At 67.2% G+C, this 16,615-nt stretch carries 16 protein-coding genes; 6 read left to right on the top strand and 10 right to left on the bottom strand.

What is annotated here, in order from left to right:
* Nucleotides 1–29: 29 nt before the first annotated feature.
* Complete coding sequence (locus tag ACYAF3_RS18310; RefSeq protein WP_003143270.1) at nt 30–1,217, bottom strand: CaiB/BaiF CoA transferase family protein; 1,188 nt, start codon at nt 1,215–1,217, stop codon at nt 30–32.
* Nucleotides 1,218–1,255: 38 nt separating this feature from the next.
* On the bottom strand, nt 1,256–2,983 hold the full coding sequence (locus ACYAF3_RS18305; RefSeq protein ID WP_024928432.1) for an acyl-CoA dehydrogenase family protein: 1,728 nt from the start codon (nt 2,981–2,983) through the stop codon (nt 1,256–1,258).
* Nucleotides 2,984–3,096: 113 nt separating this feature from the next.
* Here ACYAF3_RS18305 and ACYAF3_RS18300 point away from each other — a divergent pair, with 113 nt between their 5' ends.
* Both ACYAF3_RS18300 and ACYAF3_RS18295 read left to right on the top strand, forming a co-directional pair.
* On the top strand, nt 3,097–3,984 hold the full coding sequence (locus tag ACYAF3_RS18300) for a LysR family transcriptional regulator (protein WP_003092195.1): 888 nt from the start codon (nt 3,097–3,099) through the stop codon (nt 3,982–3,984).
* A 218-nt stretch (nt 3,985–4,202) separates the two neighbouring features.
* On the top strand, nt 4,203–5,612 hold the full coding sequence (locus ACYAF3_RS18295) for an MFS transporter (protein ID WP_024928433.1): 1,410 nt from the start codon (nt 4,203–4,205) through the stop codon (nt 5,610–5,612).
* Here the strand turns inward: ACYAF3_RS18295 and ACYAF3_RS18290 are convergent.
* The 3 genes from ACYAF3_RS18290 to ACYAF3_RS18280 all read right to left on the bottom strand — a co-directional run bounded on the left by ACYAF3_RS18290 (nt 5,609) and on the right by ACYAF3_RS18280 (nt 9,108).
* Nucleotides 5,609–6,682 (bottom strand): bifunctional transcriptional activator/DNA repair enzyme AdaA, encoded by a 1,074-nt coding sequence (locus ACYAF3_RS18290; RefSeq protein WP_003159506.1) that lies wholly within the window; start codon nt 6,680–6,682, stop codon nt 5,609–5,611. The genes ACYAF3_RS18295 and ACYAF3_RS18290 overlap by 4 nt on opposite strands.
* A gap of 88 nt (nt 6,683–6,770) precedes the next feature.
* Nucleotides 6,771–8,093, bottom strand: coding sequence for an APC family permease (locus ACYAF3_RS18285; RefSeq protein WP_024928434.1), 1,323 nt, complete (start codon nt 8,091–8,093; stop codon nt 6,771–6,773).
* 199 nt (nt 8,094–8,292) lie between these two features.
* Nucleotides 8,293–9,108, bottom strand: a complete 816-nt coding sequence (locus tag ACYAF3_RS18280) for a carbon-nitrogen hydrolase family protein (RefSeq protein WP_003092205.1) — start codon at nt 9,106–9,108, stop codon at nt 8,293–8,295.
* A gap of 127 nt (nt 9,109–9,235) precedes the next feature.
* Between ACYAF3_RS18280 and ACYAF3_RS18275 the strand changes: the two genes are divergently transcribed.
* Nucleotides 9,236–10,021, top strand: coding sequence for a helix-turn-helix transcriptional regulator (locus tag ACYAF3_RS18275; protein ID WP_003092207.1), 786 nt, complete (start codon nt 9,236–9,238; stop codon nt 10,019–10,021).
* Nucleotides 10,022–10,048: 27 nt separating this feature from the next.
* Here the strand turns inward: ACYAF3_RS18275 and ykgO are convergent, their stop codons facing one another.
* Both ykgO and ACYAF3_RS18265 read right to left on the bottom strand, forming a co-directional pair.
* Complete coding sequence (ykgO, locus tag ACYAF3_RS18270; RefSeq protein ID WP_003092209.1) at nt 10,049–10,201, bottom strand: type B 50S ribosomal protein L36; 153 nt, start codon at nt 10,199–10,201, stop codon at nt 10,049–10,051.
* Nucleotides 10,201–10,464: a type B 50S ribosomal protein L31 gene (locus ACYAF3_RS18265; protein WP_003092213.1), complete on the bottom strand. Its 264-nt coding sequence runs from the start codon at nt 10,462–10,464 to the stop codon at nt 10,201–10,203. The genes ykgO and ACYAF3_RS18265 overlap by 1 nt, the downstream gene beginning before the upstream one ends.
* A gap of 243 nt (nt 10,465–10,707) precedes the next feature.
* On the opposite strand from ACYAF3_RS18265, the gene ACYAF3_RS18260 reads away from it, so the two are divergent.
* Nucleotides 10,708–12,318, top strand: a complete 1,611-nt coding sequence (locus ACYAF3_RS18260) for an FMN-binding glutamate synthase family protein (protein ID WP_003098476.1) — start codon at nt 10,708–10,710, stop codon at nt 12,316–12,318.
* A 69-nt stretch (nt 12,319–12,387) separates the two neighbouring features.
* Here ACYAF3_RS18260 and ACYAF3_RS18255 read toward each other — a convergent pair whose 3' ends face one another.
* Both ACYAF3_RS18255 and erdR read right to left on the bottom strand, forming a co-directional pair.
* Nucleotides 12,388–12,759, bottom strand: a complete 372-nt coding sequence (locus tag ACYAF3_RS18255) for a diacylglycerol kinase (protein WP_003092226.1) — start codon at nt 12,757–12,759, stop codon at nt 12,388–12,390.
* Between the two features lie 71 nt (nt 12,760–12,830).
* Nucleotides 12,831–13,484: a response regulator transcription factor ErdR gene (gene erdR, locus ACYAF3_RS18250; RefSeq protein ID WP_003092229.1), complete on the bottom strand. Its 654-nt coding sequence runs from the start codon at nt 13,482–13,484 to the stop codon at nt 12,831–12,833.
* Between the two features lie 132 nt (nt 13,485–13,616).
* Between erdR and ACYAF3_RS18245 the strand changes: the two genes are divergently transcribed.
* The gene (locus ACYAF3_RS18245) at nt 13,617–14,543 is read left to right on the top strand and encodes a DMT family transporter (RefSeq protein WP_003119360.1); all 927 of its coding nucleotides are present in this window, start codon (nt 13,617–13,619) and stop codon (nt 14,541–14,543) included.
* A gap of 3 nt (nt 14,544–14,546) precedes the next feature.
* Here the strand turns inward: ACYAF3_RS18245 and ACYAF3_RS18240 are convergent, their stop codons facing one another.
* Nucleotides 14,547–15,263 carry a tRNA-uridine aminocarboxypropyltransferase gene (locus tag ACYAF3_RS18240; RefSeq protein WP_003098478.1) on the bottom strand — a complete coding sequence of 239 codons (717 nt, stop codon included), beginning with the start codon at nt 15,261–15,263 and terminating at the stop codon, nt 14,547–14,549.
* A 258-nt stretch (nt 15,264–15,521) separates the two neighbouring features.
* Here ACYAF3_RS18240 and ACYAF3_RS18235 point away from each other — a divergent pair, with 258 nt between their 5' ends.
* A complete protein-coding gene (locus tag ACYAF3_RS18235) occupies nt 15,522–16,613 on the top strand; it encodes an ABC transporter ATP-binding protein (protein ID WP_003119359.1) in 1,092 nt (363 codons plus the stop codon).
* The last annotated feature ends 2 nt before the right edge of the window (nt 16,614–16,615 follow it).

Here is a 16,615-nt window from a genome sequence, read left to right as displayed (position 1 = left end):
GCACGGCGCAGGCCGTGCCGTGAGGGGTTTCAGGCGCGGACGATGCCGCGCCGGACCAGCGCGTCGATCGCCTCGGCGCTCAATCCCAGTTCCGCCAGGACTTCCCGGGTGTCTCCGCCCAGCACCGGCGGCGCGGCGCGGTAGCTGGCCGGGGTGCGCGAAAGCTTCACCGGCGAGGCGATGCCGCGATAGCCCTCGAGTTCGACGACCATCCCGCGATGGCGGGTGTGCGGGTGCTCCACCACCCGCTCCACCGTGGCGATGGCTCCGCAGGGCACGCCGAGACGGATCAGCCGCTCGGCCAGCTCACGGCCGTCGTGGGCCGCCAGGTAGTCCTCCAGGGCGCGCTTCAGCGCCTCGCGGTTGACCGAGCGCTTGCCGTTGTCGGCGAAGCGCGGGTCCCCCGGCAGTTCATCCGCTCCCAGGTACTCGCACAGGCGGGCGAACTGGCGGTCGTTGCCGACGGCGAGGAAGATCGGCTCGGTACCGGTGCGGTAGCTGTCGTAGGGCGCGATGTTCGGGTGGGCGTTGCCGCTACGCCGGGGCGTACGTCCGGAAGCGAAGTAGTTCGGCAGGTGCGGGTGCAGCAGGGAGATACCGCAGTCGTACAGGGCGATGTCCACCGACTGCCCGCGCCCGCTGACCTGTCGCTCGTGGAGGGCGAGGAGGATGCCGGCCATGGCGTTCAGCCCGGTGACCATGTCGACGATCGGCAGGCCGATGCGCAACGCCTCGCCGCCGGCCTCGCCGTTCACGCTCATCAGTCCGGCCATCGCCTGGATCGCCGCGTCGTAGCCGGGCAGGCCGCCGAGCGGGCCGTCGGCGCCGAAGCCCGATACCGCGCAGTGGACCAGCCGCGGGAAGCGCTGGCGAAGCACCTCCTCGTAGCCGATCCCCCAGCGCGCCAGGGTGCCGGGCTTGAAGTTCTCCAGCAGTACGTCGGCGTCCTCCAGCAAGCGCAGCAGCAGCTCGATGCCCTCCGCCGTCGCCAGGTCGACGGCGATGCCCTTCTTGTTGCGGTTCACGCCCTTGAAGTAGGACGCCGTGTCGCCCTCGAAGGGCGGCCCCCAGCCACGGGTCTCGTCGCCGCCGAGGGGTTCCAGCTTGATCACCTCGGCGCCGTGGTCGGCCAGCGCCTGGGAGCAGTAGGGTCCGCCGAGGACCCGGCTGAGATCGATGATTTTCAGGCCACGCAGGGCGCCCGTCTGATTGGTCATGGCGACTCTCTGGTTGTTGTGAGCGGGAATGCGGGCAATCAGGCCGGCAGCAATTGCATGGCTTCGGCCTGGCTCAGCGGCACCTCGCCGACCACCCTGGCCAGCAGTTCGGCCTGGTCGGTCCAGCCCTCCAGGTGCAGCGGGTCGCGCGGCAGCAGCTTGTGCCGGGCGACCAGGAAGGCCAGGGCCAGGCGGCGCTGGTCGGGTGCCTGGCGGCTGGCTTCCCAGGCCATGAAGATCGCCGTGCACAGGTGGTAGAGGGCGCTGCCGGCCTGGCGCACCTGTTCATCCTGGCGGCGCTCGGCGACGTCGGCCATGGTCGCGACCACTCGCACCAGCAGTTCGTCGAAGAGGTCGCGGGCGTCCCCTGGCAGATCGCTGTCATCCAGCAGCCGGCGCAGGTGGCGCTGCAAGGGTTCGAGCGCCTGTTCGCGGCTCACCGCACGGGCGACGTCCAGCGCCACGATGTTGCTGGTGCCCTCCCAGATCGACCCCAGGTGGGCGTCGCGCACCAGCCGCGGGTCGCTCCACTCCTCGATGTAGCCGACCCCGCCGCGCACCTCCATGGCGTCGCCGGTGACCCGTCGCGCATCGCGGCAGGCGCGGAACTTGATCAGCGGGGTGAGGATCCGCACGCATTTCTGCGCCTCGACCTCGCCGCCATCGGCGCGCGGCAGCAGCGTGGCGATCTGCATGAACATCGAGCGCGCCTGTTCGGTGGGCAGCATCATCTTCAGCAACTGCTTCTGCATCAGCGGCATATCGATCAGGTGCTTGCCGAAGGCGCGCCGATGGCGGGCGACGAACAGCGCCTCGCTCAGCGCCCGGCGCATCAGCCCGGCGGCGCGCACGCCGTTGGACAGGCGCGACATGTTGACCATGTCGGCCATCTGCTGGAAGCCGCGGCCGATCTCGCCGATCAGGTAGGCGCTGGCGCCTTCCAGGCGGACTTCGCCGCTGGCCATGGAGCGGCTGCCCAGCTTGTCCTTCAGGCGGACGATGCGATAGGCGTTGCGCGTGCCGTCCTCGCGGACCTTCGGCAACAGGAACAGGGTCACGCCCTTCATTCCTTCCGCCGCGCCTTCGGGGCGGGCCAGGACCATCGCCAGGTCGGCGTCCGGGTTGGAGCAGAACCACTTGTCGCCGTAGAGCTTCCACTCGCCGCCCTGCTCCCGCGCCACGGTACGGGTCCGCGCCACGTCGGAGCCGGCGGCCTGCTCGGTCATGAACATGGCGCCCTGGAACAGCTCGTCGAAATCCCGCGAGGCGAGGGACGGCAGGTAGCGCTCGACCAGTTCTGGCGCGCCGAACCTGCGCAGGGTGCGGGTCAGCGAGTCGGTCATGCTGACCGGGCAGCAAAGGCCGAACTCGGCCTGTACGAACAGGTGGGTGAGCGCATACTTCACCAGCGGCGGCGGGCCGTCCGGGCGATGGCTCATGGAAGCCAGGCCAAGTTCGGCATAGGCCACCCGTTCGAGGGCGACGTAGTCCGGATGCTTGCGAATGCTCTGCAAATCCTCGCCGCGGCGGGTGCGCGGCGCCAGCACCGGCGGGTTCTTGTCCGCCGCCAGCGCCAGCACGTCCAGCTCGCCGCCGGCACGGGCGCCGAGCCGTTCGAGGAGCGGCCGCCATTCGGCGAGCAACGCCGGCGGCAGGTATACCTCCAGCAGCCGCTCCAGGGCCGGATCGCAGGTGTAGAGATTCAGCCCACGGCTGTCGGGGATGTTCAGCGTATCTTCGCGAAGTACTTCGGGCATGGCGGTCATGGCGCGGCTCCTGCTTGTCTTGCGCCGAGACTAGGCGAGTGCTTCGATAAGCATCCAATACAAAAAAAATCATCGACGATAAGAAAAACAGATCGTAGAACCAGGTGCCTGCCATGGATCTCAGACAGCTTCGCTACTTCATCGCGGTCGCCGAGGAACTGCATTTCGGTCGCGCCGCGGCTCGCCTGTTCATCTCCCAGCCGGCGCTGAGCTTCGACATCAAGAAGCTGGAGGAACAGCTCGGAACCCAATTGCTGCTGCGCAACAACAAGTCGGTGAAGCTCACCGGCGCCGGCCAGGTCCTGCTGGTGGAAGCGCGCAACCTGCTGCTGCAGGCAGAGAAGGTGAAACGCCTGACCCAGCTATCCGCCGAGGGCGACGTCGGCCAACTGCGCGTCGGCTTCGTCAACTCCATGCTCTACCGCGGCCTGCCCAGGGCCATGTCCCGTTTCGAACGGGAGCACCCGAACATGGAGGTGGTGCTCGGCGAAATGAACAGCGCGGAGCAGGCCCAGGCGTTGCAGCGCGGGCAGATCGACCTGGGCTTCGTGCACTGGGGCAGGCTGCCGGCGGAAATCGTCTCCGAACCCTTGATCAGCGACCCGTTCCTCTGCTGCCTGCCCGCCGGGCACCGCCTGGCTGGCCAGGCGCGTCTGGACCTCGCCGAACTGCGCGACGAAGACTTCATCCTCTTCCCGCGCCATGTCTCCCCGCACTACCACGACCTGATCATCGCCCGCTGCGTGGACGCCGGCTTCAGCCCGCGCATCCGCCACGAGGCGCGCCTGTGGCAGACCGTCGCCGCCATGGTCGGTCTCGGCATGGGCGTGGCGCTGATCCCGGAAACCCTCTGCCTGGCCTGGCGGAACGAGGTGCGCTACCTGGAGATCGAGCCGGCCGGCGCGCGTTCGGAGATCCACGCGATCCTTCCGGCCAGCGAACCTTCCCGGGCGGCGCAGGCGTTCCTGGCGACGCTGAAGAGCGGCCTGGACGACGCCTGAGCGAGGGCTGACGGAAAACGTCGATATGGAATCCCTTATCGAGCCATAAGATTAAAAGACTATTGATTTGCGGGGGTGCCACCTAGACTCCGAGGCACCCGGGTCAACACCGACGCACGCTCTCCATCCACGGAAACCAGCGTTTCCGCCCCGCCTTTCAGCGAAGGGCGGTAGGGCGCGGCGTGTCGGCGAGAACAACAATAAACAGGACTCGACCCATGCCGCGCTCGCCCTCTCCCGAAGACGCCGACCTGCACAAGAAAGCCCGCAGGGCCGGTATCGCCTCCTTCATCGGCACCACCATCGAGTGGTACGACTTCTACATCTACGGCCTGGCCGCCGCCCTGGTGTTCGGCAAGGTATTCTTCCCCGCCAACATGGATCCGGGCCTGGCCACCCTGCTGTCCTTCGTCACCCTCTGGTCGGGTTTCATCGCCCGCCCGCTGGGCGGGATCATCTTCGGCCATCTCGGCGACCGCATCGGCCGCAAGACCACCCTGGTGATCACCCTGATCATGATGGGCATCGCCACGACCTGCATCGGCCTGTTGCCGGTCTATACGCAGATCGGCATCTGGGCACCGATCTCCCTGGTGGCGCTGCGTATCGTCCAGGGCATCGCGGTCGGCGGCGAGTGGGGCGGCGCGATCCTGATCGCCAGCGAAAGCGCGCCCAAGGGCAAGGGCATCCTGTACGCCGCCTTCGCCCAGCAGGGCTCGCCCACCGGCAACCTGCTGGCGACCCTGGCGTTCTTCGCCCTCAGCGCCCTGCCCGCCTCGGACTTCATTCTCTGGGGCTGGCGCGCGCCGTTCCTGCTCTCTGCGGTGCTGGTCATCGTCGGCATGGTGATCCGCCTGAAGCTGGAGGAGTCGGAAGACATGAAGCGTGTGCTGGCGCAGAAGCGCACGGTGAAGCTGCCGCTCGCCGAGGTGCTGGGCAAGCACTGGAAGATCGTCCTGCTCGGCGCCGGCGTGCTGCCGATCATCCACGTCACCTACTTCAAGAGCACCTTCGCCCTCTCCTGGGCGACCAAGACCCTCGGCTACAGCCAGGGCACCTTCCTCAGCATCATCGTGGTCGCGCTGGTGGTGCAGTTCCTCAGCCAGCCGCTGGGGGCGCTGCTCACTTCGCGCATCGACATGCGCAAGGCGGCATGCCTGATGGTGCTGCCGGAGTTCATCCTGATGCCGGCGATGTTCTTCGCCGTGGAAACCAAGGTCTACTGGATCGCCGCGGTCGGCATGTGCCTGGCCACGGTGCCGCACGCGATGTTCTACGGCGCGGTGGGCGGTATCCTCGCCCGAGCCTTCCCGGCGCGGGTGCGCTACACCGGCCTGTCGCTGGCCTACCAGCTCTGCTCGCTGCTGGTCGGCGGCGGTACGCCGGTACTGGCCCAGTGGATTCTCAACAGTACCGGCAGCATCGTCGGCGTGGCCCTGGCCTCGGCCTGCTACGCGCTGGTCTCGCTGGCCTGTACCCTGGCCCTGTTGCGGATCACCGGGTTCCACGCCAGCGACCTGTCGACCGCCGAGCGCGCCGACGCCGAGGACTTGCAGCGGCCCGCAGCGGTCGAGCGGGAACCGGTGTTGCGCGCCCCCGCCCGGCTTCTGGGCGGCGATCCCGGCTAGCCGGCAGCGCCCATGCGCCGCTCGTGCTCCAGCAACCAGCGCTTGCGCCACAGGCCACCGCCATAGCCGGTCAGGGAACCGTCCGAACCGATGACGCGGTGGCAGGGAATCACGATGGCGATCTGGTTGGCTCCGTTGGCGCGGGCCACGGCGCGCACCGACGACGGCGAGCCGATGGACCTGGCCAGCCCGGCGTAGCTCTGCGTGCTGCCGCACGGTACCTCGCGCAGCGCCTGCCAGACCGTGCGGGTGAAGGCCGAGGCGTTCAGCGCCAACGGGGTCTGGAAGCGCACTGGAGTACCGCCGAAGAAGTCGGCGAGTTCCGCCTCGATCCTGTCGATGGAGGCGAAACGGCCGAAACCGATGCTCGATCCGCTGCTCTTCTGCAGGCGTTTCAGCTCCCCGCTCAACGCCGGGCGGTCGAAGAACTCCAGCAGGTGCAGGGCCTGCGCATCGGCCACCGCGAGCATGGCGCCGAGCGGGGTCTGCAGCCAGTCCGCCTTGAGCAGCTCGCGCCCGCGCAACTGCGACGGCGGCTCGCCCAGCAGGCGCGCGAAGGCGCTACGGAAGCCGCTGTCGGAGTCGAAGCTGGCATCCAGTTGCGCGTCGATCACCCGCGCGCCCGAGGACAGCCGCTCGGCGACCTGGCCAAGACGGCGCAAGCGAGCCATTTCCAGAAAGGTCACGCCGAACTCGCGCTTGAAGGCACGGCGCACGGTGGACGGGTCATAGCCCAGCGCCGCCAGGTCGTCTTCGAACCAGCGCCGCTGCGGTTGCCGACCGAGGCGCTGGAGCAGGTCGCTGACCAGCGGCCCCTGCGTGCCGAGCCGCTCCAGCGGCCGGCAACGCAGGCAGGGTCGGAAGCCGGCCTCGACGCAGCCCTTGATCGAATCGAAGAACAGGGTGTTCTCGCGCTTCGGCTTGCGCGCCGGGCAGGTCAGGCGGCAGAACACCCCGGTGCTCTTCACCCCGACGAAGGCGAAGCCATCGTAGGCGGGGTCGCGCGCCAACAGCGCGGCATACAGGGTGTCGTCATCGGGAAGGGGAAGGAACAACGCTGCGTCGGACATGGCCGGCTCCGGAACCAGGGAGGCGATGGATAGCCACTCTAGGCCAGGAGCCTGCGCCTTGCCGCCGCGAAACGGGCGTCGATTCCTCTCAGCCCTCCTCGAAACGCATCTCCGGCGGCGGCTCGCGGAAACCGTGGGTGATCGCCGCCAGGTACACCGCGCCCAGCGCCAGCCAGCAGAGGCCGAGGATGATCGCCAGATGGTCGAGGCTGGCCATCAACCACAGGTCGGCGACCAGGCCGATGCCAGGGAATACCAGGAACAACAGGGTTTCCCGTGGACCGCGGCGCTCGGCGCCAAGGTAGTAGTGGAAGACCACCGACAGGTTGACCAGGCTGAAGGCGAGGAAGGCGCCGAAGTTGATGAACGAGGTGGAGGTGGTCACGTCCATCTGTAGCGCCAGCAAGGCCACCACACCGCACAGGACGATGCTGTTCACCGGCGTCTCGAAGCGCTTGCCGAGACGACCGAAGAACGGCCGCGGAAGGACGCCGTCGCGGCCCATGGCGAAGAGCAGGCGCGAGGCGCTGGCCTGGGCCGAGAGACCGGAGGTGAACTGGCCGACGATCAGGCCGACCAGGAAGAAGGTCACGAACAGGTCGCCACCGATGTTGCGGGCGATCTCGTAGGCCGCCGAGTCCGCGCTGTCGAAGGCGAACGACGGGTGCGCCAGTTGCACGAAGTACGAGGTGACGATGAAGATCAACCCGCCCAGCAGGGTGATCAGCAGGATCGCCCGCGGGATGTTGCGCCGCGGGTCGCGGGTTTCCTCGGTCAGGGTGCTGACCGCGTCGAAACCGAGGAACGAGTAGCAGGCGATCGCCGCACCGCTCATCACCAGCGGTACCTGCAGGTCGCCACCGAGCAACGGTTGCAGCGACCATAACGGCTTGCCCGGGTCGCCCAGCACGTAGTGCGCGCAGAGCGCGACGAAGGCGCCGAGGACCAGGAACTGCACCAGCATCAGCAGGCCATTGACGTTCTTCGCCAGGCGCAGGCCGACGATGTTGATCGTCGTGGTCACGCCGATGAACGCCAGCACCCAGACCGCGTTGGGTACCGCGGGAAAGGCCGAGTGCAGGTAGGCGGCACCGATCAGCCAGATCGCCATCGGCAGGAACAGGTAGTCGAGCAGCACCGCCCAGCCGGCGATGAAGCCGAGCCGGGAATCGATGGCCTTGCGCACGTAGGTATAGGCCGAGCCGGCCACGGGGAAGGCCGCGGCCATGCGCCCGTAGCTGAGGGCGGTGAAGAGCATCGCCAGGGAAGCGGCGATGTAGGCGGCGGGAACGTGTCCCTGGGTGGTCTCGGCGAGGATGCCGAAAGTCCCGAGGACGATGATGGGGGTCATGTAGGCGATGCCGAACAGCACCACGGAACCCAGCGACAGGGTGCGCTTGAGTCTGGCCATTACTGCTTACTCCGGAATTATCGTTTGTTATGGCAGTGGCCCGCAGCCGGCCGGGCCGCGGGGCGCAGGGGCCTCCCCTCACCTGGGAGACCGGCGGACGCTCGGGCGCCCATCGTTGTGCTACGGCTTTCCGGGCCGATCCTCGCCCGCTCGCTGGCGGGCGGAGGACGACGCGACGCTCCTGTCGCGCCGCGGTGAATCAGGGAATCAGCAGCTCGCGCAGGCCGTCCGGGTGCTCGCGGCGCTCGCCGGGCAGGACCAGGCGACGCTCTTCGAGGTAACGGTAATCCCGACGCGCATCCTGCAACCGGCCGAGGTCCAGTTCGACGATCTGCCGGCATTCTTCGCGCCCGGCCTCGCAGAGCAACTGGCCATAGGGATCGACCACCGCGCTGCCGCCGGCGAAGACCAGCCCGCCGTCGCCATGCCCGACGCGGTTGACCATCACCGCGTAGGCCTGGTTTTCCATGGCGCGGGCCATGATCGCAGTGCGATGGGTCGGGCCATAGGGGTCCATGTTGCCATTGGTCACGATGATCAGTTCCGCACCCAGTTGGCCGAGGGCCCGCGCGCTTTCCGGGAACTCGATGTCGAAGCACACCAGCAGGCCGACCCGGATGCCGTTCCACAGGGCGGTGGCGTAGCGGTCGCCAGGCGTGAAGATGCCGCGGTCGGAGGCCCACAGGTGGGTCTTGCGGTATTTCAGGGCGATGCCGTCGGGAGCGATCAGCAGGGTGGTGTTGTAATAGCGGCCGGCGTCCGCCTCGGCGATGCCGATCGCCACCGAAACGTTACGTTCACGGGCGACGCGCTGCACCGCGCTGACCGTCGGGCCGTCGAGCGGCTCGGCGAGGGCGGCGATGTTGTCTTCGCTGGGGAAGCCGGTCAGGTGGGTTTCCGGGAACACCACCAGTTCGGTGTCCGCCGCACAGTCGGCGATGGCCGCCAGGGCGCGTTCCAGGTTGTGCGCGGTGTCACCATCGCGACCGGCGATCTGGACGAGTTCGACTTTCATCGGAATTCCTTGTTGTTCTCGGCGCTGTTCGGCACGCGCGCTGTTCGTATGCAGGGGTCGGCACAGTATGCTTGGCGTTCCCCGCGCCGATAATTACGTCCGAGGGTTAACCCAACAGGGGTAGAAGATGAGTTTCACCTTGCAGGACATCGCCTGGCACCGCTCCGTCGGGCAACTGGTCGAGGCGCTGGATGCGCCGGACTTCTGGATTCGCCTGGTACGCCTGCTCGAACAGTACGTTCCGTTCGACAGCTGGGTGGCCCTGCTGTTCAGCCAGGGCCGGCCACAGGTGTTCGCCGAATGCCCGGGCGCCGACGGCGGGCCGGACCCGCTCTTCCAGGACTACCTGCGAGGCCTCTACCTGCTCGACCCGTTCTACATCGCCAGCCGCGAGAACCCGTGCAGCGGCCTGTTCCGTCTGGCCGACGTGGCACCGGAATGCTTCGAGCAGACCGATTACTACCAGCGTTACTTCCGCCTCAACGTGGTGGCCGATGAAATCCAGATCAACGTCCAGCTCTCCGGCGAACGCACCCTCTGCCTGTCGCTCGGCTCGCGGCGCCGCTTCACCCCCGAGCAACTCGCCGTGCTCGGCCTGGTGCGGCCCTGGGTGGCCGGGCTGATGCGCCAGCGCCTGGCCTTCGAGGACGAAGTGTTGAACAGCCCCGCGGCGCCGGAGCCGGGCTGGCAGGGTTCGCTGGAGAAGGTCGCGGAGCAGATGGGCACGCCGCTGACGGCGCGCGAACTGGAGGTCGGCAGGCTGATGCTCAGCGGCTGCTCGAGCAAGGAGATCGCCCGCAAGCTGGCGATCTCGGCGGAAACCGTGAAGGTCCACCGCAAGCACATGTACGGCAAGCTCGGCATCAAGTCGCAGTCCGAGCTGTTCGGCCTGTTCCTCCAGGCCCAGGGCTGACGGGACGGGCGACCGTCCCGTCGCCGCTCAGCGGCGCTTGATCTTCGGCTTCGGCCGGCCCTGCACGCACTTGAAGCGCGGATTCGACTTGCAGATCACGTAGAGCCGGCCACGGCGCTTCACCACCTGGCAATCGCGATGGCGCAGCTTGGCCTGTTTCAGCGAGGCGAGGACTTTCATCAGGCCCCCTTGCCGCCGACGAAGCCGGCGAAACGCTTGTTGAACCCGGCCACGCGGCCTTCGCTCTTGGTCTTGCGCTGTTCGCCGGTGTAGACCGGGTGCGAGGCGCTGGAAACGTCCAGCGTCACGTAGGGATAGGTCTTGCCGTCGGTATGGGTATGGGTCTTGTCGGTCTCCGCGGTGGAGCCGATCAGGAAGTACACGTCGGCCGAGGTGTCATGGAACAGGACGGGACGGTATTCGGGATGGATGCCGGGTTTCATGGGGATGCCTCCTACATAATGTTATATAGTTACATATTACTCCGATAAGAATAATTCGCAACTCCGGAAAGAGTTCCCGGCGACCATTCGGCTGCTCGACCATCCAGACACAATTATTAGCTTGCTTTCTATCCCCGTTTGTTTCCCATAATCAGCGCTTGGTTAGCGCGGGGGGAACCCGTCGTAGACGCCTCGAAGAAGGTGACTACCATTTTGAACCGAAGCCTGAAGATTGGAGACATGATGAATCTGTCGCTACTCAGTCGCTATGCGTTTTTCGCCTGTATCGCCCTGTTCACCTTGGTCAGCCTGCCGTTCCTCGGCAGCACCGAATGGCTCTGGCCGTTCACCCTACTGGGCGTGGCCCTGAGCCTGCTCGGCCTGTTCGACCTGATCCAGACGCCCCACGCGGTGCGCCGCAACTATCCGATCCTGGGCAACATCCGCTATCTGGTGGAAGGCATCCGCCCGGAGATCCGCCAGTACCTGCTGGAAGCCGACGGCGACGCCCTGCCCTTCTCCCGCGCCCAGCGCTCGCTGGTCTACTCGCGGGCGAAGAACGAAAGCTCGGAGAAGCCCTTCGGCACCCTGATCGACGTGTACACCGCCGGCTACGAATTCATCAGCCACTCGATGCGTCCGGCGCCGCTCAGCGATCCCTGCGAGTTCCGCGTCGACATCGGCGGGCCACAATGCAGCAAGCCGTACTCCGCTTCGCTGTTCAACGTCTCGGCGATGAGTTTCGGCGCCCTCAGCGCCAACGCCATTCGCTCGCTGAACCGTGGCGCGCAGATGGGCAACTTCTACCACGACACCGGCGAGGGCAGCATCAGTCCCTATCACCGCGAGAACGGCGGCGACCTGGTCTGGGAACTGGGCAGCGGCTACTTCGGGTGCCGCACCCGCGATGGCAAGTTCGACCCTGAGCGCTTCGCCGCCCAGGCCCTCGACCCGCAGGTGAAGATGATCGAGATCAAGCTCAGCCAGGGCGCCAAGCCGGGACACGGCGGTATCCTGCCCAAGCACAAGGTCACCCCCGAGATCGCCGCCACCCGTGGCGTGCCGATGGGTGAGGATTGCGTTTCGCCGTCGCGCCACAGCGCCTTCTCCACGCCGATCGAGCTGATGCAGTTCATCGCCCAGCTGCGCGAACTGTCCGGCGGCAAGCCGGTCGGCTTCAAGTTCTGCCTGGGCCATCCATGGGAGTTCATGGGCATCGCCAAGGCCATGCTGGAGACCGGCATCCTCCCCGACTTCATCGTCGTCGACGGCAAGGAAGGCGGCACCGGCGCGGCGCCGCTGGAGTTCACCGACCATATCGGCGTGCCGCTGCGCGAAGGCCTGCTGTTCGTCCACAACACCCTGGTCGGCCTCAACCTGCGCGACAAGATCAAGGTCGGCGCCAGCGGCAAGATCGTCAGCGCCTTCGATATCGCCAGCGTCCTGGCCACCGGCGCGGATTGGGCCAACTCGGCGCGCGGCTTCATGTTCGCCATCGGCTGCATCCAGTCGCAGAGCTGCCATACCAACAAGTGCCCGACCGGCGTCGCCACCCAGGACCCGCTGCGCCAGCGCGCGCTGGTGGTGCCGGACAAGGCCGAGCGGGTGCGCAACTTCCATCGCAACACCCTCAAGGGCCTGGCCGAGATGCTCGCCGCGGCGGGCCTGGAACATCCCTCGCAGCTCGAAGCCAAGCACCTGGTGCGACGCATCACCGACACCGAGATCCGCCTGTTCTCGCAGCTGCACTACTTCCTCAAGCCGGGCGAACTGCTTTCCGGCAAGATCGAGGGCGAGTTCTACGAGCGCATGTGGAACATGGCGCGGGCCGACAGCTTCGACGCGGCGGCCTGAGCCGCCGCCCTCGCACGCAAGAAAAAGCCGGAGGCATCGCTGCCTCCGGCTTTTTCATGTCCGCGTAGATCAGCCCAGCAGGATGGTCGCCCAGGTCACGGTGATCACGGTGAGGGCCACGAACTGCGCGGCGCTGCCCATGTCCTTGGCATTCTTCGACAGAGGGTGGCGTTCCAGCGAGACGCGGTCGACGGTGGCCTCGATCGCCGAGTTGAGCAGCTCGACGATCAGCGCCAGCAGGCACACCGCGATCATCAGCGCGCGTTCGCCGCGACTGACGTCGAGGAGGAAGGCCACCGGGATCAGCACCACGTTGAGCAGCACCAGTTGGCGGAAGGCGGCTTCACCGCGGAAGGCGGCGAGGAAACCTGCGAGGGAATAGCCGGTGGCGTTGAGGATACGCTTGAGGCCGGTCTGGCCTTTGAAGGGGGAAGGCGACACGTCGGGTTCTCATCGATTCGGAAGGCCGGCAGTCTAGCCGCCGGCTGGTCAAAAAAGCGTTAAGCCGTCTCTCAATGAGAAGCGGGAACCGTCTCCATTTGTTGCAGCAGCAGCGCGGCCTGGGTCCGGGTGCGCACGTTGAGCTTGCGGAAGATCGCCGTGACGTGGGCCTTCACCGTCGCCTCGGAAACGTTCAGGTCGTAGGCGATCTGCTTGTTCAGCAACCCTTCGCAGACCATGGTGAGTACCCTGAATTGTTGCGGGGTGAGGCTGGCGAGCCCGGCGCTGGCGGCCTTGGCCTCCTCGCTGAGGGCTTCGGCGGCGGCATCCTGCGGCGGCCACCAGGTGTCCCCGTCGAGCACCGCGCGCACCGCCTGCTGCAGGGTTTCCAGCGGACTGGACTTGGGAATGAAGCCGCTGGCGCCGAACTCGCGGGAGCGCTGCACCACCGCGGCCTCCTCCTGTGCCGAGATCATCACCACCGGCACCTGCGGGTATTGCCCGCGCAACAGCACCAGGCCGGAGAAGCCATAGGCCCCCGGCATGTTGAGGTCCAGCAGGACCAGATCCCAATCGGCCTTCTCGTTCAGCCGCGCTTCCAGTTCGGCGATGCTGGCGGCTTCCACCAGGCGCACGTCGGGGCCCAGCCCGAGGGTGAGGGCCTGGTGCAAAGCGCTGCGAAACAGGGGGTGATCGTCGGCGATCAGGATCTCGTAAGAAGCCATGACATGTCCTAGTTTGTTCGGCCCAGCCGAGGCGGCGCTCAGGATGCCGACCGAGGGCGGACCGGTCAAGCCGAATGAGGGATACCTCGTACACCGCGTTCGTCTTTTCAAACACCCCGGCTTGCTGGCAGAGTGGCGGACCCTCCCCGCCCCGTCGAGCGAGCCATGCGAAGCCAAGCCCTGCGTGCCGATGTCCTGATGCTGATCACCGCCATGATCTGGGGGGTGTCGTTCGTCGCCCAGCGCCTGGGGATGGACGCCATCGGGCCGTTCCTCTATACCGGCCTGCGCTTCGTCCTCGGTGCCCTGGTGCTGGTGCCACTGCTGATGCTGCGCTCGCGACGCGACGGCGCGCAACCCTTCAATCGCGGACAGTTGCTCGCCGGTGTGATCCTCGGCGTCGCCCTGACCACCGGGATCAACCTGCAGCAGGTCGGCCTGCTGTTCACCAGCGTGACCAACTCCGGCTTCATCACCGGGCTCTACGTGATCGTCGTGCCGTTGCTCGGCCTGCTGTTCGGCCAGCGCACCGGCGCGGGCACCTGGCTGGGGGCGTCGCTGGCGGTGCTCGGCATGGCCCTGCTGAGCATCGGCCCGGGCTTCCAGGTCGCCTCCGGCGACTGGCTGCAACTGGCCGGCGCGGTGGTCTGGGGCGCGCACGTCCTGCTGGTAGGCCTGTTCGCCAGCCGCTACGACCCGATCCGCCTGGCCTTCCTGCAGTTCGCCACCTGCGCGGCGGTCAGCCTGCTGCTGGCACTGGTCTTCGAGGAAATCCACTGGGACGCCATCGTCCAGGCCGGTCCCGCCCTGCTATACGGCGGCCTGCTCGGCGTCGGCACCGGCTTCACCCTGCAGGTGGTGGCGCAGAAGCACGCCATCGCTTCCCATGCGGCGATCATCCTGTCCCTGGAAGCGGTGTTCGCCGCCATCGCTGGCGCCCTGTTCCTCGCCGAGACCCTGCACCTGCGCGGCTATTTCGGTTGCGCGCTGATGCTGGCGGGCATGCTGGTGGCGCAGTTGTGGCCGCGCAAGCTCGCCGCCGAAGCGCGCCCGGCCTGACGCTCAGCCACGGAACGGCGCCAGGGCACGGTGCGCCGGGCTGGCCTCGTCCAGCGGAATGTGCCGCTTGGCGCCCAGGTAGCGCTCGCTGAACACCTCCAGGTAGGCGCCGAGCGCCTCGCCCGCGGCCTCGTCGCCAGCCAGCTCCAGGCACAGCGCCGCCACTTCGGCGGTGCACAGGTGCTCGCCACGGGTCGAGCGACGCAGGCGATAGCGCGAGAGCTGCTCGGGCAGCAGGCTGAGCACCGGGAACGGCTCCAGGTAGGGACTCTTGCGGAACATCTTGCGCGCCTCGGTCCAGGTCGCGTCGAGCAGGATGAACAGCGGTCGCTTGCCTTCCACCAGCGGGGCGACCTCGTTCACCACCCGCTCCGCCGCCACGTATTCGCCGGGGAACACCAGGTATGGCTGCCACTGCGGGTCGGCCAGCAACTCCAGCAAGCGCGGGTCGACCTCGGTGCGCGACCAGCCGAAGGCGAAGGTGTCGGCCACGGTATCGGCGATCAGCCAGCCGGTGTTGGTCGGTTTCAGCGCCTCGATGTCGTGCATGACCAGGCACATGCCGGCGCGCGCCTCGACCCGCGGCCGCCAGGCGCACATGCAATAGCTCGGCAGCAGCCGACAGCCTTCGCAGCGCGGCATGCGCGAACCGCGCGCGACGAAGGGTTTCAGGCTGCGCGCCAGGCGCTCCTGGCGCAAGCGGGAAACGGCATGGCTCATCGGGCAGGCTCCCGATACGGAAAGGACGGGCGAAGGAACATCGAAGACTCGAGGAAACGGGCTGGAAAGCGACCGCGAAATTCTATCAGAGCCCGCGTGGCTCCTGCTTTGTCGGACAACGTCCGAGGCCGCGAAAAAAAATTCCTCACAGGGGCCTCAGACGTCTAGTTAGAGCGGGATGCGATCCCTATAATCCGCCCCCTTTTTCGACACCGGGCAGCCGGCTCCGCCCGCTGACCTTACTGCCTCTCCAGACGAGTGACGCCCCCCTTGCTCGAGATCCGCAACGTGACCCGCCGCTTCGGCGACTTCACCGCCGTCGACAATGTCAGCCTGACGATCAACACCGGCGAATTCTTCACCCTCCTCGGCCCTTCCGGGTGCGGCAAGACCACCCTCCTGCGCATGCTCGCCGGCTTCGACCAGCCGGACAGCGGCGAGATCCGCCTCAACGGCCAGGACCTCGCCGGCGTCGAGCCGGAGAAGCGCCCGGTGCATACGGTGTTCCAGAGCTACGCGCTGTTCCCGCACATGAGCGTGGCGCAGAACATCGCCTTCCCGCTGAAGATGGCCGGAGTGGCGAAGAGCGAGATCGACGCCCGCGTCGAACAGGCCCTGAAGGACGTGCGCCTGGCGGACAAGGGCGGGCGCATGCCGACACAGCTTTCCGGCGGCCAGCGCCAGCGCGTGGCGATCGCCCGCGCGCTGGTCAACCGGCCGCGCCTGCTGCTGCTCGACGAACCGCTGTCGGCGCTGGACGCCAAGCTGCGCGAAGAAATGCAGATCGAACTGATCAACCTGCAGAAGGACGTCGGCATCACCTTTGTCTATGTCACCCACGATCAGGGCGAAGCCCTGGCGCTGTCGCACCGCATCGCGGTGATGAACCAGGGCCGGGTGGAGCAACTGGACGCCCCGGAAACCATCTACAGCTTCCCGCGCAGTCGTTTCGTCGCCGACTTCATCGGCCAGTGCAACCTGCTCGACGCCACGGTCGAGGCGGTCGACGGCGAACGCGTGCGCATCGACCTCAGGGGCCTGGGCGAGGTCCAGGCGCTGAAATCCTTCGACGCCCAGCCCGGCGAGGCCTGCGTGCTGACCCTGCGGCCGGAGAAGATCCGCCTGGCGCAGAGCGTCACCGCCGACAGCGACGAGGTGCACTTCCGCGGTCGCGTCGCCGAACTGCTCTACCTGGGCGACGTGACCCTGTACATCGTCGAGCTGGAGAACGGCGAGCGCCTGGAAACCCTGCTGCCCAACGCCACGCCCGGCCGAGCCAAGTTCTTCGAGGTGGGCGACGCGGTGGAAGCCGCCTGGCGCTTCGATGCCGGCCATCTGGTCAGGGCCTGACA

This window comes from Pseudomonas sp. TZ252 (assembly GCF_056110345.1).
Note: the sequence above shows the minus strand (reverse complement) of the source record. Positions and strands in the feature narration are given on the sequence as shown.